Origin of the sequence: Microbulbifer zhoushanensis, assembly GCF_021729055.1 — a bacterium.
Taxonomy (GTDB): Bacteria; Pseudomonadota; Gammaproteobacteria; order Pseudomonadales; family Cellvibrionaceae; genus Microbulbifer; species Microbulbifer zhoushanensis.
In genome coordinates this window covers 57,419-83,613 of sequence record NZ_JAJSAO010000002.1, presented here as the reverse complement: position 1 = coordinate 83,613, position 26,195 = coordinate 57,419, and the positions used below count along the sequence as shown (strand labels likewise).

Sequence of the window (26,195 nt, the reverse complement as noted above, 5' to 3'; positions counted from 1 at the left end):
TTCGAGATTGCCAATGGGCCGATGTGCCCACCGCGGCCGGGGCAAACACAAGGTTCGCCCCTATAGAAAATCTCTAGAAACGCAGCTGTGCCCCCAGCCGGTAGCGGCTGCCCGGGTGCACCAGGCGCGCAAAGCTGACAATCCCGGAGCGGCTCATGGTGCGGCGCCAGATCTGCAGGCAGGCGTTGCCGGTCTCCACTTGCAGGGCGCCGGCGATTTCGTCTCCCGCGGCGATCGCCTCCACGGTGGTGTCCGCCTCGGTCAGCGGTGCCACCCTGGTCAGGTAGGCATTGGGGGTGACACGGCTGAAATCCTGTTCCAGGTAGTCGGGCGCCAGTTCCGGGTTGGTATAGCGCTCCTCCCACTGGATCGGCAGGTCGTTGTCGCGGTGCACAATCACCGAGTGGAAGACCCGCGCACCCTCTGCCAGGCCCAGTGCCCGCGCCACACCTGCTGATGCTTCGGTCTCCTCGAGCAACAGGATAGTGCTGCTGTAGCTGTGGCCGCGGGCGGAAACCTCGTCGGCGATGTTGCGTACCTCCAGCAGTGACCCTGCCGGCACCGGCTCGGCGACGAAGGTGCCCAGGCCCTGGGTTCGCATCAGCACGCCCTCGTCGGTGAGCTCACTCAGGGCGCGGCGCGCGGTCATGCGGCTGACGCCGAACTCCCGCGCCAGGTGGTTTTCGGAGGGCACGCGAAAGTGCACCGGCCATTCGCCGCACTCGACCTTGTCGCGGATATGCCGCTTGATGGCGGCATATCGGGGTTCCCTGTCCTGGGCTGAGGGTTCTTTACCCATAGCTGAAGGCTCCTTGTTTGGCGTTGAGGGCTCTCTTGCAGTATTCATGGGCTCAGGTACAGTGCATGTCTTGCTTGTATATTCTTGTATATACAAGCTGCTACTATGGATTTGCCGCCGATGGCTGTCAAGCTGCCCGCTGGACTGTGGTCGGGGGCGCAGTCATATGATGTGAATTGCGCCAAGTGACCGGTATCGAACTATCGTTAATGGGAATCGCGGCCGATAGCGCCGCCTGATGGAATACCTATGACTGAACGCTGCGACCTGCTGATCAGCAATGTAAATGCCGCCACCATGGATCCGTCCCTGCCCGGTGGCTACGGCGCCGTGGAAGATGCCGCGGTGGCGGTTACCGGTGGCCGGATTGTCTGGATCGGGCCGCGCCGGGAGCTGCCCGAGTGCGCCGCCGACCAGGTCATCGACGGCGAGGGCCAATGGCTGACACCGGGGCTGGTGGACTGCCATACCCACCTGGTTTACGGCGGTCACCGTGCCTCCGAATTTGCCCGGCGGCTGGGTGGCGAGAGCTATGAGGAGGTCGCCCGTGCCGGTGGGGGCATCCTGTCGACGGTGCGCGCCACCCGCGCGGCCAGTGCCGAGCAGCTTTACCACGGTGCGGAGCCGCGCCTGAAGGCACTTTTGTCCGAGGGTGTCACTACCATAGAGGTGAAGTCCGGTTACGGCCTGGAGCTGGATACTGAATTGAAGCAGCTGCGCACCGCGCGCCGGCTGGCGCAGCACTACCCGGTGGACATCGTCACCACCTGCCTGGCCGCCCATGCGCTGCCGCCGGAATACGACGGCCGCGCCGATGAATACATCGACCTGGTGTGCGGGGAGATCCTGCCGGCAGTGGCGAAGGAACAGCTCGCGGATGCGGTGGATATGTTCTGTGAATCCATCGCCTTTTCGGTGGAGCAGTGCCAGCGGGTGATTGAGTGTGCCAGTGAGCTGGGCCTGCCGGTCAAGGCACATGCCGAGCAGTTGAGCAGCTCCGGCGCCACCAGTATGGCGGCGAAAGCCGGCGCCCTGTCGGTGGACCACATCGAGTACATTACCGATATGGATGTGGCCGCAATGGCCGAAAACGGAACCGTGGCAGTGTTGTTGCCCGGCGCTTTCTATACCCTGCGGGAGACGCGGGTGCCGCCAGTGGACAAGCTGCGCGCATCCGGGGTCAGCATGGCGCTGTCCACGGACCTCAACCCGGGCAGTTGCCCCATCGCGTCCCTGCGCCTGATGATGAACATGGGCTGCAACCTGTTCGGCCTGACACCGGCGGAAGCGCTTGCCGGGGTGACCCGCTCTGCGGCGCGGGCGCTGGGCCTGTGCTGCTCACGCGGGGTCCTGCGTGCAGGGCTGCGTGCGGACATGGTGCTGTGGCCCATGGATACACCGGACCAGCTGGCCTATGAATACGGGGCCATCAAGCCGACCGGGATTTTCTTTGGAGGTAAGAATGTTACAGCTGGCTGATATGCGCCTGTGGAGTGGTCGTACCGACTCCGAGGACGGCAAGGCGGGCGAGCGCTGGCACCAGCGCATCACCCCGCTGCAGCTGGACAGCGCGCCCGGGCTTGCGATCCTGGGTTTTTCTTCCGATGAAGGGGTGCGCCGTAACAAGGGCCGCATCGGTGCTGCCAAGGGGCCACGTATCCTGCGCCTGGCCATGGCCAACCTGCCGGCCACGTTTGACGCCCCACTGTACGATGCCGGCAATGTGCGCGTGGAAAAAGAGGACCTGGAATCCGCCCAGTCGCTGCTGGGTGCACGGGTCACCGAGTTGCTGGACGGAGGGCACTTTCCACTGGTCCTGGGTGGCGGCCACGAGATTGCCTACGGCAGTTACCAGGGCGTAGCCCGCTGGATGCGCGAGCTGCACCGGGACAAGACCCTGGGGATCATCAATTTTGATGCCCACCTGGACCTGCGTATACCCGCGCCGAAAGGTTCATCCGGGACGCCTTTCTACCAGATTGCAGAACAGTGTGAGATTAACGGCAAGCCGTTTAATTACCTGTGTGTGGGCGCCGCCGACAATGCCAACACGCCGGCACTCTATAACCGCGCGGACGAACTCGGTGCGCAGGTTATCCGCGACCGGGAAATCACGCCCTGGAACCTGGACAATGTGCGGGAAATTATCGAGGGCTTTATCGGCGGGGTGGACCTGGTTTATTTAACGGTCTGCCTGGATGTCTTCCCGGCGGCGGTGATGCCGGCGGTCAGTGCCCCTTCCGCCCGCGGTGTGCCGCTGGAGCTGTTCGAGCCGCTGCTGGATACTGTGCTGGAATCCGGCAAGGTGTGCCTGGCGGATATGGCCGAATTCAATCCCTACTTCGATATCGAGGATCACGCCGCGCGCACGGCGGCCCGGATCGGTTTCCAGATTGCCAATGGGGCTGCCGCTGCAAAATAAATGGTACCAGGCTCGGGTACGGGCCTGGGATGACACCTGCAGCGGGCGGCGTTCAGCCCGCTGATGACAGCGCCGGTAATGCGGTAAATAAAATGGTGGCTGCCAGCAGGACGACCGATGGCCACGTGTTCAGCAGCTTTTTCCATGGCCGCCCGGCATTTCTCAGGGTTGCTTGCATCCCATTGCCTCCTTTCGATCGGTAAGTATTGCCTTGGAGTAAGTAAAGTGCCCGATTGTTTCATCGGCCACTGAAAAATTCTTTCGTTTGCCCGGGGCTGTCACATTCACCGGTACTACCAGTCCACGAATCAGTCCCGCTGCAAATTTCCTCTCATCGCCAGGGGGCACCTGCCCCAGGTTGGCCTGGTCGTTGATGTCCCCGGAGCAGGACTTGTTTGACATTGCTGGCTTCTCGGGGAGAGGGTGACGCGAGACGGCCTATTTCAGCCCGGGTATTTTGCCCCGCAAGGCAAAGGGGTCGATATAGCAGACCTGCGAAGTTATTGCGGGATCCTGTCGCGACGGTAAAACACGAGTCAGCAGGCCGGGCAACAGTGACAATGCTGGAATTGCAGTGACGACTGTGCCCGGCCCGCTGGGGGTGCTCTGCGGGCGTCAGGTGGTTACGTGCAAGCGTACTTCGATGTTGCCGCGGGTGGCGTTGGAGTAGGGGCAGACCTCGTGTGCGCGCTCGACCAGTTGTTCTGCCTCCGCCTGCTCCAGGCCGGGCAGGTTTACATGCAGGTCCACATCGAGGCCGAAGCCACCTTCCACCTGGCCAATGCCCACTTCACCGCGCACATTGGTCTCTGCTGGCACCGTGACCCTGGTCTGGCCGCCGACAAATTTCAATGCGCCGATAAAGCAGGCGGAATAGCCCGCAGCGAACAGTTGTTCCGGGTTGGTGGCCTCACCACCAGCACCACCCAGTTCTTTCGGGGTGGCCAGGTTGACGTCCAGCACCCCATCCGAGGAAACGGCCTTGCCGTCACGTCCGCCGGTTGCTGTGGCTGAAGCTTTGTAGAGTACTTTCATGATTTCATCTCTTCTCTGGGTCGGGTTGTGGCGCGATGCGCTGTTGCTCGCGCCAGCCTTGAATTCGGGAGAAGGTTATCGCGATAACAGTTATCGCGACAATTAAATGTGACTATGAACGCGATAGTCCCGGGCGGGGGTCGGTTCCGGTGTCAGAGATGGGTATTGATGGTGTCGCGCAGCGAATCCAGCTGCTGCTTCAGTTTGCGCGCAGTTTTCTCATCGAGTCCGCTGATGCAGAAAATGCGTTCGGGAACATCCCTGGCCTGCCGCTGCAGCTTCCTGCCCGCTGCCGACAGCAGGATCAGCACGCGGCGGTCGTCCTCCGGGTCGCGCCGGCGATCGATCAGTCCCTGGGTTTCCAGCCGGCGGATTACCGGGCTCAGGGCACCCTTGTCCTGCATCAGGCGGGCGCTGAGCTCAGTGGCGGTGATGCCGTCCCGCTCCCACAGCACCATCATCATCAGGTATTGCGGGTAGGTGAGGCCCAGCTCATCCAGGATCGGCTTGTACAGCTTGCCCATCGCCAGCGACGTGGAGTAGAGACTGAAGCAGAGCTGGTTGTCGAGCCTGAGGTCATCATCTTTGGATCTGGGCATGGGGTGCCGGAACCTTACAGCAATCTGGGACCGCAAGTGTAAAGCAGGCCGCCCGGCACTTGTACACAGTCTTTCGGCATACTCCCTGCCGAAGGCTTCTCTGGGGCTTGTTGTCCAGGGTGTCCTCCGGCAGCTTTCCGGAATGGATTCAGGTGCCAATATGCAAGCGTACATCCACATTGCCGCGGGTGGCATTGGAGTAGGGGCATACCTCCTCATGGGCGCGGTTGGCGACTTTCTCCGCCTCCTCTTTGGCCATCCCGGGCAGGCTGATGTGAAGGTCGATATCGAGCCCGAAACCCTTCTCCTGCGGACCGATGCCCACCTCGGCGCGCACACTGGTGTCATCCGGCAGCTTCAGACCCCCTTTGTCGGCGACATGTTTCATGGCGCCGATAAAGCAGGCCGAGTAGCCGGCAGCAAAGAGCTGTTCCGGGTTGGTGCCGTCGCCACCACTGCCGCCCATCTCCTCGGGCACGTCCAGTTTGACGGCAAGTTTTCCGTCGGACGATTTGGCCTCGCCGTCACGGCCACCGGTGGCGGTAGCGACAGCGGTATAGAGGGTCTTCATTATTGCGCTCCCTGGTTCATTAATTGGTGCCCCAGCAGTGTAGCCAGCTCTTTCCCGGCCGGGGCGGGCCGGGCACGGCCAGGCTGACAAAAATTTGTGTAAGCTTTTTGCCGCCGCCGGTACTGTAGAACCGGATGACACCAGGAAAGGGTTAAGGAGTAGCCTTGAAGGCCCGCGACACGCAGTTTCAGCAGCTTCTCAATGATTACGGCGCGGGCATTGCTCGTGTCGCGGGGACCTATGCCCGCACCACGGAGGAGCGGGATGACCTGTTGCAGGACATCTGGCTGGCCATCTGGCGGGCGCTGCCGGGCTTTCGGGGTGAGTCCAGTGTGAAGACCTTTATCTTCCGCATTGCGCACAATCGCAGTGTTACCGAGCTGGCCCGACGGCGACCGGACCAGGACGATACGTTGCTGGAAGGTGTGACAGATAGTGCGCCGGGCCCGGCCGAGCGGCTGGCAGGACAGCGGCAGTCAGAACAACTTCTCTCTGCGGTGCAGGCACTGTCGCTGGGTCTGCGCCAGGTCATCAGCCTGCGGCTGGAGGGGCTCAGTTACAGCGAGATTGCCGAGGTACTGGGTATCAGTGAATCCAATGTGGCGGTGCGCCTGAATCGTGCCCGCCAGCGACTGTCGAAACGGCTGGGAGAACACAGTGAGCGATAACCCCCATCAGGCGAACGACCACCCGGGACGTGATCCGGCGGATGATTGGTCCGGTCTGGAGAACCTCTGGCAGGAGCAGGTCCGGCCAGTGCCGGCAGGGGCAGAGATAATCCGGCATGTGCGTCGGCAGGAACGCCGGTTGCGCATCAACGCGGGTCTCGAGTGGCTGGTTGCTATCGCCCTGGTGACGTTTGCCCTGGTGCGACTCTTCTCCGCAGCATCCACAGAGAACATCCTGCTTGCGACGCTAATCCTCTTGCTGGTGGTATGGGCCCTGAATTTTTCTATCGCTAATCGCCGGGGATTGATGGAGCCCCATGGCGAATCCGTACAGGCGTACATGGACCTTGCCCTGCTACGTCTCCAGCGCCGCCGCCGCGGCGTGCGCTTCGCCTGGTTGTTGTATGCCGTGGAAATCTCGATCTTTATTCTCTGGGAGCTGGCCGAAAGGTTCGGGGGCATCGATACAGGCTTCAACCTGTTATCGCCCGGTGCGCTGGTAACTGTGCTGGCGATAACTGCAGTCATGGTTGCCTGGAGCCTGTTGGTCTGGCGCCAGACCGGTCGCGAAAAGCGCGTAATCGAGTCGCTCAGTCATTAAGCCGGGAAGAAATTTGTAAGGTTTGTTTTTGCGCTGGGACTGTAGGAATACATGTTTAGCAAGGAGCAAACCATGAAAACAAACCGATCTATTATCTGGCTGGGAATCCTGCCGGCGCTTATCGTGCCTGCTGCAATGGCGGGGCTTGCCGAGCGTCCCGGGGATAAATCGCCGCAAAACTGCTTCGGACTGCGGGTTGCCATTGTGCAGCCGGTTCAGCCCTTTGTGTGGGACCCGGGAATGGCAGGTGAAATCAATGTAATCCGGGGGCAGGCATGATGAGCGATATTGAAGCGCTGGTGCAGCAATTCTGGCAGGCGCTGCAGTCCATGGGGCTGCTCAAGGGCCTGCTGTTTGTCCTGTTTTTCCTGGCTGTCTGGTTCCTGCCGGCCCTGGTGGCGCTGGTGGCCAATCGTCGCCATGCGGGGAAGATATTTCTCGCCTGCATCCCGGCCATCGCTTCCTGGATTGCCTGGCTCGCACTGCTAGCCTGGGCGGCGACGGGACGCTACCAGCAGTGGGGGCGGAAGCCGGTGGCTGTTGAGACGCACCCCGATCCGGAGCGGTAGCCGTGCACGGGTCAAGGGGGTTGTCACAATCCGGCAATTGCAGCCTCCGGGGGCAGGGGTTATGTTATTGGCAATAACAATAACCAGCCGAGGTCCCCCATGGCCGAATCCGGGATGATCGCCAGCAATGCCCCCAAACCCAGCCGCCTGCGTATCGGGCGGCGCTATCGTGCCAACCGTCTTGATGGCCCCTACGATGCCATCCTGGTCGGCTCCGGTATCGGCAGCCTGACCACGGCGGCGCTGCTGAGTGCTGCGGGCAAAAAGGTCCTGGTGCTGGAGCAGCACTATACCGCCGGCGGCTTTACCCATGCCTATGACCGCAATGGCTATGAGTGGGATGTCGGCGTCCATTACATCGGTGATGTGGGCGGGCATCCCACCATGACCCGCCGCCTGTTCGATTTCCTCTCCGCAGGCGCGCTGGAATGGGCGCCGATGGACGATACCTACGACCGGATCTGTATCGGCGAGCAACAGTATGACCTGCGCGCGGGGCCGGAGAATTTCAGGCGGGAGTTATTACAGCGTTTTCCGGGCGAGGAAAAAACGCTCGACCGGTATTTCGAGCGTATCGCAGCGGTGGGCAAAGCCATGCCGCTGCTGACCATGGAAAAGCTCCTGCCGCGCTGGTGCGCTCCAGGCCTTTCACTGTTGAAGAAATGGCGCCTTCCCTCCTACCTCAACCGCACCACTTACGAGGTGCTGCGCGAGCTCACTGACAATGAGGAGCTGATCGCGGTACTGACCGGCCAGTGGGGCGATAACGGCATGACGCCCAAAACCAGCAGTTTTATTATCCACGCGTTGATCGCCAAGCATTACATGTACGGTGGTTTTTACCCGGTAGGCGGAGCCAGCCGGATTGCCGAAACCATCATTCCCAGGATCCAGGAAAGCGGTGGCGAGGTATTCACCTACGCGCGAGTGGAGACCATCCTGCTGGACGGCCATCGCGCCCGCGGCGTGCGCATGGCGGATGGGACCGAGATACTGGCGCCGGTGGTGATTTCCGGCGCGGGGGTATTCAATACCTTTGAACGCCTGCTGCCCCACAGCGCCACCGAGGCTGCCGGTTACGATCGCCAGTTGCAGGAGGTGGAGCCGTCCATGGCGCACCTGTGCCTGTATATCGGCCTGCAGAAGACGGCCGAGGAGCTGGGCCTGCCGAAAACCAATTACTGGCTCTACCCGAGTGTCGATTACGAAGGGGACGTGGACAGGTTCCTGGCTGACAGCGAAGCCGAGATTCCCCTGGTTTATATCTCTTTCCCGTCGGCCAAGGATCCCAGTTTCAATGCGCGCTACCCGGGTCGGGCCACCATCGAGATAGTGGCGCCGGGCCGGTACGAGTGGTTCGAGGGCTGGAAGGAGCGGCCCTGGGGCAAGCGGGGTGACGACTACGAGGCGCTGAAGGAGTCGTTCAGCCAGCGCCTGCTGGAGCATCTATACCGGCACTTCCCGCAACTGCGGGGCCAGGTCGACTACTGTGAACTTTCCACGCCTCTCTCCACCGCCTGGTTCTGTGAATACCAGCGCGGGGAGATCTATGGCCTGGACCACGATCCGCAGCGCTTTGAGCAGGGCTGGCTGCGCCCGAAGACCCGTATAAAGGGACTGTACCTGACCGGGCAGGACATCATGAGTTGCGGCGTGGCCGGGGCAATGTATGGCGGTGTGATTGCGGCGCAGAGCATCCTCGGCTGGCGCCGGGGCGTGCCCCTGCTGCGCCGGGTATTCTCGGGATCTGCGCCCGGAGAATATACTGTTCCCAGTGCCAGGGCCCCCGGCTGATATCCGAAACCCTCAGAAGTAATACCAAAAATATTTGCAATAAATATTTTTAGAAGTGCCGAAAAAATAAAGTACCAGCTTTATATCGACTGGAGAGTGGCTACTGGGGGCGGCTGCTCGACCTTCCCGGCAGAAAGGGGAGCGATCAATGATTACTTCACCTGTCTATTGCAATCAGATACGACGGCCGCAGAATCACGGTGCTTGACCGCAGAGTTGCCAGAAAACTATTTCCCGGGCTGCTCGAAGGGTAATGGCATAAAAAGGTTGATCACTACCTGGGCCGCTTACCTCTGTATACATTATATGAGTTGCGTATAATACGCGGTTCGATTCGCAGTGTGTGCTCGAAGGATTATTAAAGAGCGGTTTCCCTAGAATAAATAAATGCAGGTTTACCGTTCTGTACAGGGAAGTGAGCGTATTGTACCCATGCCGAAATATTTTAGAACAGTAGCCACTTTTCTGTTGGCAGCATTACCTTTGCTGACCGCAGCACAGGGCCCTCTCCCCGCAGAATCACACACTCAGGAGTTGCAGCGCCAGCAGGAGCGCGAGCGGGCGTTGCGTGAGCAGCAGGAAAAAAAAGCTGATGTGCGTTTCAGGGATCCGGGTTCCATTGCAGAAATGGAATTTATTCCAATAAGCGAGGATCCCTGTTTTCCCATCCGGGAAATTCTCCTCGAGGGAGACGAGGCTCGCCGGTTCCGGTGGGCCTTGAATGCAGCCGATCCTGCCGAAGACCCGGCTACCGGGCGTTGCCTCGGCACCAGCGGTATCAATATCGTTATGAAGCGCGTTCAGAACGCGATTATCGCCAGGGGGTACGTTACCACCCGGGTACTGGCCGCACCGCAGGACTTGAACACTGGTGTGCTCACGCTGACGCTTGTGCCCGGCCGTATCCGTGAAATCCGTTTTATCGACGACACCGACCCCCGGGCTACCTTCGGCAATGCCCTGCCGGCGGAAACGGGTGAGCTGCTGAACCTGCGCGATATCGAGCAGGGCCTGGAAAATTTCCAGCGGATTCCCACCGTAGCCGCCGATATCCGTATCGCGCCCTCTGACCGCTACGGCGCCGAACCGGGGGAAAGCGATCTCCTCATCGCCTGGCAGCAGCCCGCAATGGTGCGCACCAATATCTCTCTGGATGATTCCGGCAGTGAAGCGACGGGAAAGCTGCAGGCCGCTGCGACCCTGTCCGTGGACAACGGGTGGATGCTGAATGACCTGCTGTATCTCAACGTTGGAAACAGCGTTTTTAACGGCGGTGGGAAAGATACCGGCAATTGGACCGCACACTACGATGTGCCCTACGGTTACTGGCTCCTGGGAGTAACCGCCAGCAGCTACGACTACCGCCAGACGGTGGTCGGCCCCTATGCTTCCTATGAGTACAGCGGTTCCAGCCGCAATGCCGATCTACGCGCAACGAGGCTGCTGTATCGCGATGCAAACTCCAAAACCGGCGCCTATGCCCGGGGTTGGTGGCGCAAATCGCACAGCCTGATTGACGATACCAAAATCCTGGCCCAGAACCGGCGCACAGCCGGATGGGAAGCCGGCCTGACCCACAAGCAATTTATCGGCCCGGCAACCCTGGAAGCCAGCCTGGCCTACCGTCGTGGTACCGGCGCCTTTGCTGCGCAGGCCGCACCAGAGGAGGCATTCGATGAGGGGACATCGCGCATGGAGGTGATCACTGCCAGCGCGCAACTCGCCCTGCCTTTTCAGGTCAGCCGCTACCAATTGCGCTACAGCGGATCCTGGCGCGCGCAGTGGAATCGCACATCCCTGGTACCCCAGGACCTTTTTTCCATTGGCGGCCGCTATACGGTGAGGGGTTTCGATGGGGAAACAACCCTTTCTGCCGAACGCGGCTGGCTGTTGCGCAATGAACTCGGCCTGCCACTGGGCAGCGCGCGGCAGCTGTATCTCGGCCTGGACTACGGAAGAATCGGCGGCCCCTCCGCCGGCTGGCAGTCGGGCAATGAACTGGCCGGTATCGCCCTCGGCCTGCGCGGCGGCTGGGGTAATTTTCAGTGGGATACCTTCGGGGGTACCCCGATCTACAAGCCGCAGGGTTTTCCCGCTTCCGGCATCACTGCCGGGTTCCGTATGAACGCCTCATTTTGATATCGGGCTTTTCAGTGCATTGAGTAATAGCCGGAAAAAGAAAGGAACAAGGACGTCCCATGAATCATGTTTTTCGCACTGTCTATAACTGCACGCTGGGAGTCTGGCAGGTCGCATCAGAGCTGGTGACCGCGCGGGGTGGGGGTAATACGGGCAGCGCCTGCGCCGGGCGCCGCAGCGGGGTTTCCGCGACTTTGCGCCCATTGAGTTTTGGCCTGTGGTTGGCGCTGGGGTGGGTGGGCCTGGCCGCGCCGGCCCTGGCCGAGGCGGAGCCGGTAGGAATGGCGCAGGTGCAGGGACGCATCCTCGCCGATCCCAAGGCACCGGGTGGACAGCGCCCGACAGTGATATTCGCCCCCAATGGCGTGCCCCTGGTCAACATCACCACGCCGAGCGAGGCCGGGGTGTCACGCAACCTGTATAGCCAGTTTGATGTGGGCAGTGACGGTGCGATCCTCAATAATTCGCGCAGCGATACCCAGACCCAGCTTGGCGGCTGGGTTCAGGGCAACCCGTGGCTGGCGACCGGCACCGCAAAGGTAATCCTCAACGAAGTCAATTCCGCCGACCCCAGCCGCCTGCACGGATACATCGAAGTGGCCGGTGCCCGCGCCGAAGTGGTCATCGCTAACCCGGCGGGCATCCAGGTTAACGGCGGCGGCTTTATCAATACCCCTCGCGTTACCCTCACTACCGGCCGCCCGGTTCTCAGCGGCGGTGCCCTGGACCACTACCGGGTGGAGCGCGGTGCTATCCGTGTGGAGGGCGCCGGCCTCGACACCAGCCGGGTGGATTACACCAATATCATTGCCCGCGCGCTGGAAGTGCACGGTGGCATCTGGGCCAATGAACTGCGGGCCACCCTCGGGACCAATCGCGTCAGTGCGGACCACCAGCAGGTGACCGCCACGGCCGAATCCGCGGCCAGCGGTGACGCTTATGCCGCGCAGCCGGAGCTCGCCCTGGACGTGGGCGCGCTGGGGGGGATGTACGCCAACAAAATCTGGCTGGTGGGCAATGAACAGGGGCTCGGGGCGCGCAATGCCGGCGATATCGGTGCCCAGGCCGGGGGCCTGGTGGTGACCGTCGATGGCCGCCTGGAAAATACCGGTGCCCTGCAATCCACCGGCGACGCGCAGGTCAGTGCTACCGGTGGCCTGGCAAACGCCGGAACCCTCAGCGCCGCGCGCGAACTGTCCCTCTCTACGGGTGCTGATATCGACAATCGCGGCGGCACGCTCAATGCCCGGCGCCTGGACCTCAGTGCCGATGCCCTGCGCAACCGTGACGGCACTATAGAGCAGACCGGAACGCAAGAGCTGGCCATTGACACCGGATCTCTCAGTAACCGGGATGGTGGCCGCATCGGGCTGTCGCAGCCGCTGTCTGGTGATGGCGGCGGGGCTGAGGGCGGCAATAACGGCACACCGGCAGACGACAGCCCGGTGCCGGAAGATGGCGCCGACGCGGGTAATGGGGATGGCGATGGCAGTACCAGCCCGCCACCCAGTGCTGCGCCGCTGGCGGGTGGTGTTATCGACATTGCCGGCATCCTGGACAATGACGGTGGCCAGATCGTTGCCGGCGGTGCCGTGGACCTGAATATCAGTAGCGGCTTCGATAACAGCGGCGGCCAGCTCGGTGCACGCCGCCTGGCCCTGCAAGGCGGCGACCTGCACAACCGTGACGGCAACCTGATTGTCAGTGATGCCGCCCGTATCGAAGCCGCTGGTGTCGATAACGACGGCGGCGTGCTGACTTTCCGGGACACCCTTACCTTTGCGGCCGGGGAATTTTCCAACCGCGGCGGTAATCTGGTCCACAATGATGCCGATGATCTTGCCCTGCAAATTACCGGCACGCTCGACAACAGAGATGGCACTCTTGAGACCCGCGCTGGGACACTGACCATCGACAGTCATACCCTGGTCAATGAACAGGGCCGGATCACCCATGCCGGCAGCGCGGGGTTCGAGCTGCGGGCCGATACCTTCAGCGGTGCCGCCGGTACCATTACCACCGCGGGCGAAGCTCAAGTTAACGTCGGCAATGCCGACCACCGCGGCGGAACCCTGAGTGCTAGCCGCATCACCCTCGACGCGGACAATTTTGACAACCGCGGTGGCACCCTGGTCGGCAGCGGCGAGCAGGACAATACAATCACCGTGGCCGGCACCCTGGACAACGGCACCCACAACGCCCGGGGTGGCAGTATCGCCAGTAACGGTGACCTGCAGATTCAGGCCGGCACCCTTGGCAATGCCGGCGGCAGTATCCAGCACGCGGGCACCGGCAGCCTGCAAATCGCTGCCGACAGCCTTGCAGGTGCCGGTGGCACCATTGCCAGCAACGGTGACCTGACCCTCACGGGCAATACAATCGATCTCAGCGGTGGCAGCACCAGTGCCGAACGCATTGCCATCGTTAGTGCCGACCTCGCCACCAGCGATGGCAACCTGGTGGCCACGGGTGAAGAGGCGTTGCAACTTGATATTGCCGGTACGCTGAACAACGACCGCGGCACCCTGGCTACCAATGGCGCCCTGGATCTCAGCGCCGGAGAACTCAGCAACCGTGAGGGCAGCCTGCAGGTGGCCGGCACTGGCCACAGTCAAATTGAGGTGGGCGGTAGTTTCGATAACACTGAAGGCCGCTTCATCACCGCCGGTGATGTCGACATCGATGCGGCGACACTGCTGAATACCGCTGGCAGCCTGCAGGCGGCCGGCGAATCCAGTCTCCGGCTGGCGGTTGCAGGGCGCCTGGACAACAGCCTTGCGGGCCAGATTGGTGCTGGTGACACATTGCAGGTCACCGCCACAACCCTCGTAAACACCGCCGGCCAGATTGAACACGCCGGCGATGGCAACCTGCAGATCGATGCCGTCACGCTCGAGGGTCCCGGTGGAAGTATCGCCAGTAATGGCTCGCTCCTCGTAACCGGTGACCGCGTCGATCTCAGTGGCGCCACCACCAGTGCCGAGCGCATCACAATAGACGCCGGCGATCTCACTAATGCGGAAGGCAGCCTGGTCGCCTCTAGCGCAGAAGCGCTGCAACTTTCCGTTACCGGCAGCATGAACAACGACCGCGGCACCCTCGCCACCAATGGCGCCTTTGAGCTGGGTATCGGTGAACTCAGCAATCGCGAAGGCAACCTGCAGGCCGCTGGTACCGGTGCCAGCCGGGTTCAGGTAAGCGGCAGTTTTGATAATAGCGGCGGCAGCCTGATTGCCGGCGGTGATACTGATATCACTGCTCGCAGTCTCATCAATAGCGGCGGAAGCCTGCAAGCGGCCGGTGAATCCAGCCTGCAGCTCACCGTCGAGGAGCTGCTGGACAACAGCCTCGCCGGCCTGATCGGTGCCGGCGGTGAACTGCGTCTCAGCGCCACGACCCTCGACAACAGCGCAGGCCGCATCGAACACGCCGGCCGCGGTAGCCTGCGGATCGACGTCGCCAGTCTCGAGGGGGCCGGCGGCACCATTGCCAGCAACGGCACGCTTGCTGTCACCGGCGACAGTGTCGATGTCAGTGGCGGCACCACCAGTGCCGAGCGGATCACGATAGGCGCCGGTGAGCTCACCACCGCGCAAGGCAGCCTGATAGCCACCGGGGAAGACGCGCTGCAACTCCAGGTCTCCGGCAACCTGAACAATAACGGCGGCACCATCGCCGGTAATGGCGCCTTCGATTTCAGCATCGGGGAACTGAGCAACCGCGAAGGCACCCTGCAGGCTGCGGGTTTCGATCCCAGCCAACTGTTGATCAGTGGAAATTTCGATAACAGTGACGGCAGCCTGATCACCGATAGTGACACCAGCATTGTGGCCGGTAACCTCATCAATACCGGTGGCAGCCTGCAGACGGCCGGTGCATCGGGCCTCCGGCTTACCGTCGAAGACCTGCTGGACAACAGCTTCGCTGGCCTGATTGCCACCGGCGGTGAGTTGCAACTTGTTGCCGCCACATTCAATAACAGCGCGGGTACCGTCAACGCTGGCGATGCGGTCGACATCGCCACGCAAGAACTGGACAACGATGGCGGTACGCTGGTCGGCAATGGCGCATTGATCCTGGGTGCCGACAGCCTGAGCAACCGGCAGCAGGGTGTCATCGCCTCCCTGGAGAACAGTGTCGAGCTGGATATCGCGGGCCTCACCGACAACCGCGGCGGCACGATCCAGGCGGCCCTCGACCTGACCCTCGCCAGCTTCGGCCTCGACAATGCCGGCGGCAAGATCCTGGGCGGCACGCTCAATGGCAATACGACTATTGATACCCGCGGGCAAAACCTTGAAAACAACGGCGGCACCATTGCCTCGGCCAGCGGTACCCTCGATATCCGGAGCGGCGCCCTGGGCAATGACGGCGGCTTACTGCAATCCGCCGGAAACCTACACCTGGATACCGCCGGCCAGGCACTGGTCAACACCAACGCCGGGGACAGCGGTGGACTCGTCAGTGGTGGTAGCCTGGTACTCGCGACCGGCGCGCTGGACAACCGCGCCGGCCTCGTCCATGCCGGGGGTGACCTCATCGCGCGCAGCGATGTGCTCGACAATCGGAGCGGTGGCCAGTTCGGTGGCAGCGGCAATGTCGACCTGCAAGGGACAGAGCTGCGCAATAACGGAGGTGTTCTCCATTCGGGCGGCGATCTCGGGGTGTTGCTCACCGGCACTGCCGACAACGATGCCGGCCTGATCAGTGCCGGCAGTGGCCTCAGTATCACAGCGGCAATTGTCGACACCCGCAATACGCAGGGAGAAACCCCGCTCGGCCCTCTCGGTCTTCAGGGCGACAGCATCGACCTCAGCGCCGGCCGCATCGAAAACCGCAATGGCCTGGTCGCCGCGGATACGCGCATCGAGATCACCGGCAGCCAGCTCGACAACACCCGCGGCGAAATCTCTTCCGCCGGCACACTTGGCCTGACCGTCGACGTTGTCAGCAACACGCTCGGCACCCTTTTCTCCGGCACGTCGCAGACAATCACCGCCGACAGCCTCAGCGGTGACGGGCGTATCCTCTCGCAGGGCGAGCTCACCCTCACCCTGAAGCGGGATTTCACCAATACTGGCGAAGTCACCGCTAATGGTAGGGCCGAGATCAATACCGATGGCCTGCTCATTAACGAGAGCACCATCCAGGCCGGCGAGCTTCTTCTCCGCGCCACGGATATCGACAATACAGCCGGCGGCGAAATCAGCGGTGGCTTCACGCAGCTGAGCGCCAGCGAGAGCGTGACCAACCGCGGCCTGATCGACGGTGCCCAAACCCGCATCGACACCGACACCCTCGATAATATCGGCAGCGGTCGCATCTATGGCGACCATATTGCAATCCAGGCCGAAACGATCACCAACAGGGAGGAGAGCCTCGGAGGTGAAACCAGGTCCGCGGTTATCGCCGCCCGCCAGCGACTCGATATTGCCACCGGCTCACTGATCAATCGGGAAGAATCCCTGATCTTCAGCGCTGGTGCCGGCGCCGAGGCACTGAATATCGGCGGCCAGCTGGATGAAAATGGCCATGCCACTGGCCGTGCCGGTTTTGTGCATAACGCCAGTGCCACCATCGAATCCCTCGGGGGCCTCACCATTGACACCACGCGCCTGCTCAACAGCAACGAGCACTTTGCCAGCGCGGAGATACAGGTCGCCGGGCCCACTGATATCGTGCTGATCCAACCCAAGGGATATCAGGACAAATACACGCAAAGCGAACTCTTCGCGCTGGGCTGGACCTATACCAACTGGAAGGGTGTTGGCGCCTACTATGATCCATCCGGCAAGCGCGTCGAAGATTGGACGCAATACGAAGTCACTCGCACCGAATACGAAACCCAGGTAACCGAAAGCGCTCCGGCTGTTATCCGCTCCGGTGGTGATATGACCCTGCGAGGCGGCGAGCTGGTGAATGACAAAAGCCAGATTCTCGCCGGTGGCGCCCTGATCATTGACCAGGACAGTCTGGACAATATTGACGCCGAGGGTGAATACCGGATCAACGAAATAGGCACCAGCCGCGCAACCTGGGTCAAGCTTACCGGCTGGGATGACGACCATAAACGCAAATGGGGCCAGGAGTCGGTATACGCACCTGGCGATCAAGTCACCAGCTTCGATTTGGGTTTAGCCAGAGCCGAGGAAAACCTGAGCGGCGCGGGAGACGGCTACAGTATTGTCGACCGCAATACCGATACGGCAGCCAGCGGTAGCGGCCGTGACAGCGCGGACGCAAGTACTGACTCCCGTGAGATTGAAGCGGTGGTGGCCGGCCTTCATGAAACCGACGGCCCGCAGAGCGAGTGGCGCCCGGAGATCGACACCACCGACGGTGCATCCGTCGGGGAAGGCCAAACAGCAGGCGCCGCCACAGGCCCACAATCGAGCGCGGGCATCACAACGCAGCGGGCCGATGGCTCCGTTCCCACAGAAATTCGCACCGTGGGCGCCGATACCGCCATCCCCCAGAGCAGCCTCTTCCGGGTGCAACCGGAGAGTGGCGACTACCTGATCGAAACTGACCCACGTTTTGCCAGTTACCGCGGCTGGCTTTCTTCCGACTACCTGCTGGACGCTCTGGATTACGACCAGGACCTGGTGCATAAACGCCTGGGCGACGGCTTTTACGAACAGACGTTGATTCGTGAACAGGTTGCCCAGCTTACCGGTCGCCGTTTTCTCGGCGATTACTCCAGTGATGAGGACCAGTACCGCGCCCTGCTCGAAGCCGGGGCCACCTACGCCGAAGCCTGGGACCTGCGCCCCGGTGTGGCGTTGACCGCCGAGCAGATGGCACAGCTCACCAGCGATATCGTCTGGCTGGTGGAGGAAACCGTCACCCTTCCGGACGGTAGCACTACTACCGCCCTCGTGCCCCAGGTCTACGTCCGCGCGCGCCCCGGTGACCTGGACGGTAATGGCACGCTGATTTCAGGCGAAAGCGTCCAGTTTGACCTGGCCCAGGATCTCACCAACACCGGCACCATTGCCGGCCGCAGCGCAGTCAAAATTACCGGGCAGAATCTCCGCAACCTCGGCGGTCGAATTACCGGCGACCAGGTATCGCTGCACGCCCGCAAAGACCTGGACAATATCGGCGGCACCATCGATGCCGAGAGCGGCCTCGCCGTCAGCGCCGGCCGCGATATCAGTATTGCCGCCACTACCCAGAGTGATAGCAACCGCGCCGGCCTCAGCGACTTCAGCCGCACCAATATCGATCGCATCGCCGGACTCTACGTCAGCAAGGGCAACCTGGTGGCCACTGCCGGCCGCGACTTCACCCTGCAGGCCGCCGAGATCGTCAATAGCGGTGACGGCGCAACGCAGGTCAGCGCCGGCCGCGACCTCGGCCTGGAAACCGTGGAGACCCAGTACCAGGAAAATACGGTCGGCGGTGACAACTACCACCTGAAGCAGGGCCATACCGAAGAAGTCGGCAGCAGTGTCCGCGGCGGTGGGCAGCTGCTGCTGAGCAGCGGTGGCGACACCAGCCTGCGCGGTGCCGAAGTCAGCGCCGGTGGCGATATCGGCCTGGTCTCCGGCGGTGACCTGCTGATCGAATCCGCCACCAATACCCGTAACTACGATTACTATCACAAGCAGGAAGCCAGCAGCTCCCTGAGCTCGGAAAAAACCACCGCCACCCAGCACTACACCGAAGAAGTGGTCGGCAGCAGCATCACCGCCGGTGGCGGCGTCGCCATGGTTGCCGAAGGCGATATCGCGATCCTCGGCAGCCAGGTGGATGCCGAAGATGATATCGTCCTGGACGGGCGCGACATCACCATTGCCGCCAGTGAGCAACGGCAGAGCCACTACCACGCCAGCAGCAAATCCGGGCCCCTCGGCAGTGAAGGCGCAGGCCAGGCCAGCGCTCAGCTACAGCTGGCTGCTGCCGAACTGAAGAGTGCGGCGGGCGATATCAGCCTCGACGCCGCGCGCAATATCACCATTGCCGCCAGCAACCTGGAAACCGTCACCGGCAACATCAACCTCACGGCCGTGGACGACCTGCTGATAGCCGCCGGCGAAGTGCTGGAAACCAGCAGCAGCTGGTCAGAAGACAGCGGCTACTTTACTGGCGGCGACTTCTACGCCTCCGAACAGCGCGCCGGCACCACCGAGACCACCGGTGCCCAGGGCAGCAACATCAGTGCTGGCAACAACCTTAATATCGACAGTGGCCGCGCCACGGTGATCGGCTCAGACCTTGGTGCCGGCAATAACCTCAACATCGAAACAGATATCGGCGATATCGAAATCCTCGCTGCCCGCGAGACCAGCCGAACCACCTACGGCGAAGAGGAAACGCGGGTCAGCTTCGGCGACGTGGCCAGCAGCCTCTCCAACCCCGACGAGCTGGTCAAGTCCGAAGACGGGCAGCTCAAGATCAAACTCGCCGACGCCGAGTATCGTGCCGTCGACAGCGAAAGCACCGAAGTCAGCCACCGGGGCAGTAACCTCACCGCCGGCAACGATCTGAGCCTTGATGCCATCGGCGACCTGACCGTGGAAGGCTCCAACCTGATCGCCGATACCGACGATAGCGGTGCCGGCGATATCGCGCTCGCCGGCGAAAACGTCGTCATCAGGGAAGCCAGGGACAGCCTGCAAACCAGTAGCGAGGAAACCAGCGGCAGCGCCGAACTCAATGTGGTGGTCCAGCACCAGGCTGTGGAAGTGGCCAAGGCGGCCAAAGCCCTGGACGAAGCCGCCGATAACCTCAAGCAGGCCAAGGAAGACTACCGCAAATATGAAAAAGACCTGAAAAACCTGAAGGGCACCCTCAAGCAGCTGGAAGCCGACTACCAGAACGGGGCCCCCGGTGTTAGCCAGGAGGATATCGTTGAACTGAAACAGATCATCGACGATGCCGAAGGCGACAAGGAGTGGTACCAGGCCGGCATTGTTGCCGCCGCTGCGGAGGTCACTTCAAAGACCACTGCGCTGACACAGCAGACCGCCGCCGCAGCCCAGAGCAGTGGCACCTACGGCTTCAATGCCGGCGTGCAGCTGGATGTCGACGCCACCCGTACCGGTAGCGAAAGCCAGCAGACCAGCTCCCTGGCCAGCAACCTCAGTGGCCAGAACATCACCATCAACACCGGCAATGAGGACGGTACCAGCGACGGCAGCACGCAAATCCGCGGCAGCCACCTGCAGGCCGACAACCAGATCGCCATCGATACCGGCGAACTGGCTATTGAAGCCAGCCGCGATACCGCCAGCCAGCGCACCCAGACCGACCACGGCCAATTCAGCGTGCAGCAAACCTTTTACGGTGCCGGCGGTGGTCCAACCGTCAGCGGCAGCATGGATAGAAGCCAGGCCCGGGACCGGCAAACCACTTACAACAACAGTACCCTCAGCGCTGACCAGATCGCCCTCAACAGCAGCGGTGACACCACCCTGGCAGGCGCAAACGTGCATGCGGGCAGCCAGCTGGATGTGGCCGTGGGTGGCGACCTAACCGTCGAATCCCAGCAAAACCGCGCCAGCGGCTCAAATAACAGCGCCGGTATCAGCGGTGGCTTCGGCACCAGCGGAGGAGATGACAGCGGCCTCACCAGTGTCAACGGCGGCGCCAACAGTGCCAACGGCAGTTACCAGAGCAAGGAAACCGTGCTCACCAGCCTCACCTCCGGCGGCGCGGCCGATATCGACGTCGGTGAACACACGCAGATCACCGGCGCACTGGTAGCCACCGTGGACGAGGAGGGTAATGACCTCGGTAACCTTGAGCTCAGCACCGAAACCCTCGACTACGCCGACCTCAGCAATACCGACTACACCAGCCAGCAGAATGCCGGTGCCAGCACCAGTGTCGGCTTCACGGGCAGCAACCCCGCCGATCCGGCACAGCAGAATGCTCAGGACGCGACCGGCGACGACCTGCGCCTGAACACCTCCAATGTTCAGTACAGCAACGAGAGTCAGTACAGCAAGGACAAGACCCTCGCGACTGTGGGCCAGGGTAATATCACTGTGCGGGATGAGGACAGTGAGGAGAATGGAGACCTGGCGGGCCTCAATCGCGATGTGAAGAGCACCGAAAAGGAGCTTTTCGAGGTTGAGCGGCAGGAAGGGAATATCGATGTAACCGTTGATCACCGGATACTACAAGAAGGGCTGATCGACACCATCGCTGGAGACCTTGAAACGATTGAAGCAGGTATCCAGCAGTGGGCAGAAACTCCACTGGGGCAAACACTTCGGGCCGGCTACACAGCGCTCCTTGAAGCATTCAATAACGGTACTATTGACGACGCCGAACTGCTTGCCCAAGTGAAAGCAATGGCTCGCACCATTGAGGAGCGAGAGCGCTGGTATAGAGAGCAAACTGGCACCATAGAGGAGGAAAGCACTCCTCCGATGCCTGGGGACTCTGAAGGCAATACCTATGACTATGCAGAAATCACCCTGGAAGGACCCCCCCAATCCGACGATGTAGAAAGTCAGGATGTGCCGGAATCACAAGAAACTATTCCGACGCAAGGTGAAGTCCTGGCTGAAATCGCCATACCGGCCTTCGACGCCGTGCTGCAGGACCTGGGTGGCAATGGTCTGGTTTCGGACGAGATCGCCGCGGGCTTCGGCAACCTGATAGAGACAGCCTACGCGAATCATCCGGAGGCGACGGAGGCGGCACTGGGCGCCCTGCAGTCTGTACAGGAAGCCGGTGCGGAGGTCCTTTTCGCTCTTGACGATGCCACCGGCAATGTTGTCATTTCCAACTGGAATAGCCTGAGTGAGGAAAACCAGGCACGTTTATCCGGAATGGCTGCGATTATTCCAGTTGCCAGGGCAAGGACGCCGGATCTGGATGCGCCTGAGAAACCTACATCCAATGACGGCGATTGGGGAGGAAGTTCAGGCGATGGTTCGGATATTGGGTCTGATGGTAAAGGAGGGGTTGAAACTTATTCGGGTTCGAATCCGGGGGTCGAGCCAGGTGCAGCTGATGCTGAGGCTGGTGACCTTTTAGCCAGAAATGATGGCGACCGCTTTGATCTAGATTATCATGAGAATCATATACCACCAGGAAGTAGAAATGGTGGGCACTTGTTGGAGAGGCATGTCGGATTATCTGATGCAGAGTTGATTGCAAGATCCAATGGTACAGGTGGGCAGCGTATACCGCTGGGTGGCTCTTCTTCTTTCTCTAGCAAGCAAGCTGCTGAGCATTATGTAAATCAAACGTTGAACAGGAATGAGGCTGAAATAAATTCTTGGTTGCAAAGCAATCCAGGCTCTAAGCCAAAAGCTTTCGACTCAATTTTTGTTCAGCCAACTGGCCGATACGTTCCTGCAAAAAGCTCTACTGCATCTAATGTCAATGGTGTTAGAGTGGTTGTGCAGGCTGACTCAACGAGCCCAAATGGCTACCGAATAATCACAGGTCACCCAATTGATGAGTAAAAGATATCCAGCGTTATTTAATTTGTTAGCGGGCCCGTTTTATCAGTGTTGGTACGAATATGACTGTAGGCCGGCATCTGAAATACTTTATGATGCTGTTGCTCAGTCAAAAGATGAAGAAAAAAGTTTAGCAATAAATGAGATTAATAAAATAGTTTCATGTTGCTATGAGTCTTCTCAGTTGGATGAGATTTTGGGGAAAGAGATTGGGTGCAACTACAACCCGGGTGATGATGGAATATCTAGCCTTGATTGGCTTTTAGAGATTAAAGAATCCTTGGAGAAGGAATTGAAAAAGAAAAAGGGAGTGTAAAAGGGGAACCCATTAACTGAATAGATACGCACGAATCACGTTTGCGTATACGTTATGATTCAGATCAATCAATATTTTTTTCGAAAGTAAATAATATGTTGAAGGCTGCGCCAATAGGCTTTGTGGAAGCAGCGAGTTCTCTCGCATCTAGCATGCGATGGCGCTATCTAAAAGAACAAAAAACTGTTACGGGACGGACAGTGGCGAAAAGTAGCGCTCGCAGTCGCGAATACCGTGAACCCAAGGTTTGCCTAGCTGCTCGCAGGCTTGGCGCACAGCATGGGCGCTACCGACCAGGCTCTTGAAGCGGCTCTCAAAGTTCCGGTTCAGGTAAAGCCAGTGTCGTGGATCAATTTGCAGGCGCTCGAGGATCGGCCGCAGCTTGCTGTCGATAGCTCCGCGTTTATTCTCCCGTAGGCAGCGTCCACTCCAGTCCACCAGCTCCAGGTAGTCCGACAGACGGAAGGGCATCCCCTCTGGCATGGATTGCCGGGGATTGCCCACGAAGGGGAATAGCTGATCAGGCTGATAGCCGCCATCCCTGGTCGCGGCAGTACGCCGCTGGACCGAGGTATGGTCGGAATCTTCCGGTGTCTCGGCCATTGTTGCCCGGATCGGGTTCAGGTCTACGTAGGCCATACAGGCTACCAGTGCCCGCTCGTCCAGCAGGGCCTGGGACTTGAAGCGGCCCTCCCAGAATCGACCGGTGCACCGGTCTTCCCGGTTGGCCTCACGGGCGATGGGCTCGTTGAGATAGCGCATAAACCAGCTGATGTCGGTAAGTCGCGCACGCCAGCTCTCTGCGACCACAGCAAGGCGGGCAAACTCAGCGGAGCCCAGGGCCTCTCCACGGACGAAACGCTGGGAAAGGCTCGTACCTTTGCACAGCTGGTGCCAGCGCTCCACTACTTCGCGTAGGTCCCAGTCAGCCGTCTGTGCGGAATTCACGTACAGCACCACATGGTAGTGGTTGCTCATCACAGCATAGGCACAGATCTCCAGCGCAAATATACGGGAGAGTGAAAGAAGTTGTTCCTCAATCCATTGCCGGCGGTGCTCAAAGCTCTGTCCCGTACGCTCGTCCCGCCCACACAGGAAGGCGCGTCGTACGCAGCGTGACACGCAGTGATAGTATGGAGTGGTTTCCGGGCAGATCTGGGTCTTACGCGGCCTGGTCATCGGTAGATTTCAGATTGCTGGATGGATAAACAGTATTTTGCATGGCTTGCCAAAGAGTGCAACAAGGAGGGCGCAGGATTGTCTTTATTTAATGGGTGTCCCTTTTATCGTCTTACGCCGTGCTGCAGGACCTGGGTGGCAATGGTGTGGTTTCGGACGAGATCGCCGCGGGCTTCGGCAACCTGATAGAGACAGCCTACGCGAATCACCCGGAGGCGACGGAGGCGGCACTGGGCGCCCTGCAGTCTGTACAGGAAGCCGGTGCGGAGGTCCTTTTCGCTCTTGACGATGCCACCGGCAATGTTGTCATTTCCAACTGGAATAGCCTGAGTGAGGAAAACCAGGCACGTTTATCCGGAATGGCTGCGATTATTCCAGTTGCCAGGGCAAGGGCGCCGGATCTGGATGCGCCTGAAAAACCTACATCCAATGATGGCGATTGGGGAGAAGACTCTGGCGGTAGTTCGGATAGCGGGCCTGATAGTAGTCGTCTCGCTGATTCGGCGGATGCATCGGAAACGCCTGAATGGGATACTGCGCAGACTCGAGTGGATGGGGAATTTGATACGCCTGAGAGGGAGGTGGTTTCTGGTGATGCTAAAAATACAACTGTTGAAGATGAGATACCAAATGAAGTATTTGATCCAGGATTAAACATTACCCCAGACAGCACGATAGACGAGTACCCGTCTATCGGTGCTGATGGAACGTTTGTGACTGACTCAAAAGCTATTGAAAGCGTAATTGGTCCAATTCCCGAAGGAGCATCTGAAATTAGAATAACAAGACACCAAGCTGATGAACTTGAATCTGACCTTGGCTTAAATCCGGGCAGTTTAGAAAAGTCAAATACGCTTTCAGTAATCTCTAATATTGGCGAACGCTGTCCGCGATGCCCAGTCGGTGACGCCGGAAATGAACTGTTTTTAGGTGATGGTCAGGGTCTTCCTGGTGGAGGTCCAGAGTTGGTTGTAGAGAGTATTCCTTCTAATGGTGGCGACGGTGTTAAACAAATAAAAGTCATTGTCGAGGATTAGTTATGGACCCTGTACTAGAAAGAACTGGAAAAGAAATAAAGTGCCCTAAATGCTCATTTAACTTAAGGTATTCTTGGCTAAGCCTAATCAATAAAAACTGGATCGGGATGTACTCAAAAGATGGATTTTCTTTGTTGGTTAGCGAACAGTTGGCGAAAATGGCTGATAAAGAAGAGTTGCTAGAAAAAGTAGCTCGCACCTATGAGGAAAATAGAAATTTCGGCAAGCACTACGGGTTTTCTGTAAGAAATGAGATGAAGTGCCCAAATTGCAAGTTTCCGTTAACGTCGCGCACTAAAGAGAAGTACAGAAAAATAATAGATAGTCGTCTTGTGTTTTTAGACGGAATGACATTTATTAATGATGAAAAAAGTTACCAAGTGCGAATAAAAGTAAAGGATACCCATAACTAAAGTTTAGAGTGAGCTGAATCGGCAGATGCCTCCGTAGTCGTTCCGTCCGCAAAGAGATACACAACATAAATCCTGAAGGCGTGTCATTCTCTGATGAGTTGTGAGGTTTATAATGGATGATATCCCTGTTGCGAAAAATGAGTGTAAACCTTTATTGGAGCTTATTGAGTTAATTGGTGAGACCGAGTGGAGGAAAGGTACTGCTAGCGAGTATGTCGCAAGAGAGAAAGGTAAATGGGTATTAAGAAAACAAACTCAATATCCCCCATCAGTTTCCTTTCGTTTCAAGAACGAAAAATCGGAAACTGTGAGTCGTTTGAAGCGTGCAATAGAGGGGTACGTGGGGTGCATAAGCTGGACCTTGACTAAGCATAAACGTGTAGATTTGCCGGGGACTAATTGGACAATAGAGCCTGCGCGGCTATGGGAGATAAAGGATAAGGCCAAAGAATTGGGAGTAACCCCCAAGCAATATATCGCCAAATATGAGCCAGGTTTTGGTCCAGTTGCTTTTGAGGACCTTTCTGGTTTAATTGAATATCTACGTAATGAATTTAACGTGCTAGGTTAACCGGAAACAGCAGGGAATGTATTTCAATATTAGGGGTCACCTAATACCTAATAAAA

At 59.6% G+C, this 26,195-nt stretch carries 20 protein-coding genes; 13 read left to right on the top strand and 7 right to left on the bottom strand.

The window, feature by feature from the left end; translation table 11 throughout:
* Nucleotides 1-73: 73 nt before the first annotated feature.
* Nucleotides 74-799 (bottom strand): histidine utilization transcriptional repressor HutC, encoded by a 726-nt coding sequence (hutC, locus tag LVD10_RS03875; RefSeq protein WP_237061947.1) that lies wholly within the window; start codon nt 797-799, stop codon nt 74-76.
* A gap of 249 nt (nt 800-1,048) precedes the next feature.
* Between hutC and hutI the strand changes: the two genes are divergently transcribed.
* Nucleotides 1,049-2,278, top strand: a complete 1,230-nt coding sequence (hutI, locus tag LVD10_RS03870) for an imidazolonepropionase (protein WP_232939886.1) — start codon at nt 1,049-1,051, stop codon at nt 2,276-2,278.
* Nucleotides 2,262-3,221, top strand: coding sequence for a formimidoylglutamase (gene hutG / locus LVD10_RS03865; RefSeq protein ID WP_232939885.1), 960 nt, complete (start codon nt 2,262-2,264; stop codon nt 3,219-3,221). The genes hutI and hutG overlap by 17 nt, the downstream gene beginning before the upstream one ends.
* A 52-nt stretch (nt 3,222-3,273) precedes the next feature.
* On the opposite strand, the gene LVD10_RS17905 is transcribed toward hutG, so the two are convergent.
* The 5 genes from LVD10_RS17905 to LVD10_RS03845 all read right to left on the bottom strand — a co-directional run bounded on the left by LVD10_RS17905 (nt 3,274) and on the right by LVD10_RS03845 (nt 5,426).
* Nucleotides 3,274-3,399, bottom strand: a complete 126-nt coding sequence (locus LVD10_RS17905) for a hypothetical protein (RefSeq protein ID WP_255701095.1) — start codon at nt 3,397-3,399, stop codon at nt 3,274-3,276.
* A complete protein-coding gene (locus LVD10_RS03860) occupies nt 3,384-3,623 on the bottom strand; it encodes a hypothetical protein (protein WP_237061944.1) in 240 nt (79 codons plus the stop codon). Before LVD10_RS03860 ends, LVD10_RS17905 begins: the two co-directional genes overlap by 16 nt.
* Before the next feature lie 213 nt (nt 3,624-3,836).
* The gene (locus tag LVD10_RS03855; protein ID WP_237061941.1) at nt 3,837-4,256 is read right to left on the bottom strand and encodes an organic hydroperoxide resistance protein; all 420 of its coding nucleotides are present in this window, start codon (nt 4,254-4,256) and stop codon (nt 3,837-3,839) included.
* Between the two features lie 152 nt (nt 4,257-4,408).
* The gene (locus tag LVD10_RS03850) at nt 4,409-4,855 is read right to left on the bottom strand and encodes a MarR family winged helix-turn-helix transcriptional regulator (protein WP_232939882.1); all 447 of its coding nucleotides are present in this window, start codon (nt 4,853-4,855) and stop codon (nt 4,409-4,411) included.
* Between the two features lie 148 nt (nt 4,856-5,003).
* Nucleotides 5,004-5,426, bottom strand: a complete 423-nt coding sequence (locus tag LVD10_RS03845) for an organic hydroperoxide resistance protein (RefSeq protein ID WP_237061940.1) — start codon at nt 5,424-5,426, stop codon at nt 5,004-5,006.
* Nucleotides 5,427-5,590: 164 nt separating this feature from the next.
* Between LVD10_RS03845 and LVD10_RS03840 the strand changes: the two genes are divergently transcribed.
* The 8 genes from LVD10_RS03840 to LVD10_RS03805 all read left to right on the top strand — a co-directional run bounded on the left by LVD10_RS03840 (nt 5,591) and on the right by LVD10_RS03805 (nt 22,939).
* Nucleotides 5,591-6,094 (top strand): RNA polymerase sigma factor, encoded by a 504-nt coding sequence (locus LVD10_RS03840; RefSeq protein WP_232939879.1) that lies wholly within the window; start codon nt 5,591-5,593, stop codon nt 6,092-6,094.
* Nucleotides 6,084-6,695, top strand: a complete 612-nt coding sequence (locus LVD10_RS03835) for a hypothetical protein (protein WP_232939877.1) — start codon at nt 6,084-6,086, stop codon at nt 6,693-6,695. Before LVD10_RS03840 ends, LVD10_RS03835 begins: the two co-directional genes overlap by 11 nt.
* 51 nt (nt 6,696-6,746) lie before the next feature.
* Nucleotides 6,747-6,974, top strand: a complete 228-nt coding sequence (locus LVD10_RS03830; RefSeq protein WP_237061938.1) for a hypothetical protein — start codon at nt 6,747-6,749, stop codon at nt 6,972-6,974.
* Nucleotides 6,971-7,264, top strand: a complete 294-nt coding sequence (locus tag LVD10_RS03825) for a hypothetical protein (RefSeq protein WP_237061937.1) — start codon at nt 6,971-6,973, stop codon at nt 7,262-7,264. Before LVD10_RS03830 ends, LVD10_RS03825 begins: the two co-directional genes overlap by 4 nt.
* A gap of 99 nt (nt 7,265-7,363) precedes the next feature.
* Nucleotides 7,364-9,058 carry a phytoene desaturase family protein gene (locus LVD10_RS03820; RefSeq protein WP_237061936.1) on the top strand — a complete coding sequence of 565 codons (1,695 nt, stop codon included), beginning with the start codon at nt 7,364-7,366 and terminating at the stop codon, nt 9,056-9,058.
* 468 nt (nt 9,059-9,526) lie between these two features.
* Nucleotides 9,527-11,197, top strand: a complete 1,671-nt coding sequence (locus LVD10_RS03815; protein WP_237061935.1) for a ShlB/FhaC/HecB family hemolysin secretion/activation protein — start codon at nt 9,527-9,529, stop codon at nt 11,195-11,197.
* Nucleotides 11,198-11,256: 59 nt separating this feature from the next.
* Nucleotides 11,257-22,626, top strand: coding sequence for a two-partner secretion domain-containing protein (locus LVD10_RS03810; protein WP_237061934.1), 11,370 nt, complete (start codon nt 11,257-11,259; stop codon nt 22,624-22,626).
* Nucleotides 22,619-22,939 carry a contact-dependent growth inhibition system immunity protein gene (locus LVD10_RS03805; RefSeq protein WP_237061932.1) on the top strand — a complete coding sequence of 107 codons (321 nt, stop codon included), beginning with the start codon at nt 22,619-22,621 and terminating at the stop codon, nt 22,937-22,939. The genes LVD10_RS03810 and LVD10_RS03805 overlap by 8 nt, the downstream gene beginning before the upstream one ends.
* A gap of 186 nt (nt 22,940-23,125) precedes the next feature.
* On the opposite strand, the gene LVD10_RS03800 is transcribed toward LVD10_RS03805, so the two are convergent.
* Nucleotides 23,126-24,118, bottom strand: coding sequence for a transposase (locus LVD10_RS03800; RefSeq protein ID WP_237061930.1), 993 nt, complete (start codon nt 24,116-24,118; stop codon nt 23,126-23,128).
* A 146-nt stretch (nt 24,119-24,264) separates the two neighbouring features.
* On the opposite strand from LVD10_RS03800, the gene LVD10_RS03795 reads away from it, so the two are divergent.
* From LVD10_RS03795 to LVD10_RS03785, 3 genes are all read left to right on the top strand, one after another.
* A complete protein-coding gene (locus tag LVD10_RS03795; RefSeq protein ID WP_237061928.1) occupies nt 24,265-25,155 on the top strand; it encodes a hypothetical protein in 891 nt (296 codons plus the stop codon).
* Between the two features lie 2 nt (nt 25,156-25,157).
* Nucleotides 25,158-25,568: a hypothetical protein gene (locus LVD10_RS03790; RefSeq protein ID WP_237061927.1), complete on the top strand. Its 411-nt coding sequence runs from the start codon at nt 25,158-25,160 to the stop codon at nt 25,566-25,568.
* A gap of 112 nt (nt 25,569-25,680) precedes the next feature.
* Complete coding sequence (locus tag LVD10_RS03785) at nt 25,681-26,139, top strand: hypothetical protein (RefSeq protein WP_237061925.1); 459 nt, start codon at nt 25,681-25,683, stop codon at nt 26,137-26,139.
* Nucleotides 26,140-26,195 lie beyond the last annotated feature (56 nt).

Coding starts and splice junctions, on each gene's coding strand:
- hutC (WP_237061947.1), bottom strand. CDS start 799: ATGGGTAAAGAACCCTCAGCCCAGGACAGGGAACCCCGATATGCCGCC.
- hutI (WP_232939886.1), top strand. CDS start 1,049: ATGACTGAACGCTGCGACCTGCTGATCAGCAATGTAAATGCCGCCACC.
- hutG (WP_232939885.1), top strand. CDS start 2,262: ATGTTACAGCTGGCTGATATGCGCCTGTGGAGTGGTCGTACCGACTCC.
- LVD10_RS17905 (WP_255701095.1), bottom strand. CDS start 3,399: ATGCAAGCAACCCTGAGAAATGCCGGGCGGCCATGGAAAAAGCTGCTG.
- LVD10_RS03860 (WP_237061944.1), bottom strand. CDS start 3,623: ATGTCAAACAAGTCCTGCTCCGGGGACATCAACGACCAGGCCAACCTG.
- LVD10_RS03855 (WP_237061941.1), bottom strand. CDS start 4,256: ATGAAAGTACTCTACAAAGCTTCAGCCACAGCAACCGGCGGACGTGAC.
- LVD10_RS03850 (WP_232939882.1), bottom strand. CDS start 4,855: ATGCCCAGATCCAAAGATGATGACCTCAGGCTCGACAACCAGCTCTGC.
- LVD10_RS03845 (WP_237061940.1), bottom strand. CDS start 5,426: ATGAAGACCCTCTATACCGCTGTCGCTACCGCCACCGGTGGCCGTGAC.
- LVD10_RS03830 (WP_237061938.1), top strand. CDS start 6,747: ATGTTTAGCAAGGAGCAAACCATGAAAACAAACCGATCTATTATCTGG.
- LVD10_RS03825 (WP_237061937.1), top strand. CDS start 6,971: ATGATGAGCGATATTGAAGCGCTGGTGCAGCAATTCTGGCAGGCGCTG.
- LVD10_RS03820 (WP_237061936.1), top strand. CDS start 7,364: ATGGCCGAATCCGGGATGATCGCCAGCAATGCCCCCAAACCCAGCCGC.
- LVD10_RS03810 (WP_237061934.1), top strand. CDS start 11,257: ATGAATCATGTTTTTCGCACTGTCTATAACTGCACGCTGGGAGTCTGG.
- LVD10_RS03805 (WP_237061932.1), top strand. CDS start 22,619: ATGAGTAAAAGATATCCAGCGTTATTTAATTTGTTAGCGGGCCCGTTT.
- LVD10_RS03800 (WP_237061930.1), bottom strand. CDS start 24,118: ATGACCAGGCCGCGTAAGACCCAGATCTGCCCGGAAACCACTCCATAC.
- LVD10_RS03790 (WP_237061927.1), top strand. CDS start 25,158: ATGGACCCTGTACTAGAAAGAACTGGAAAAGAAATAAAGTGCCCTAAA.
- LVD10_RS03785 (WP_237061925.1), top strand. CDS start 25,681: ATGGATGATATCCCTGTTGCGAAAAATGAGTGTAAACCTTTATTGGAG.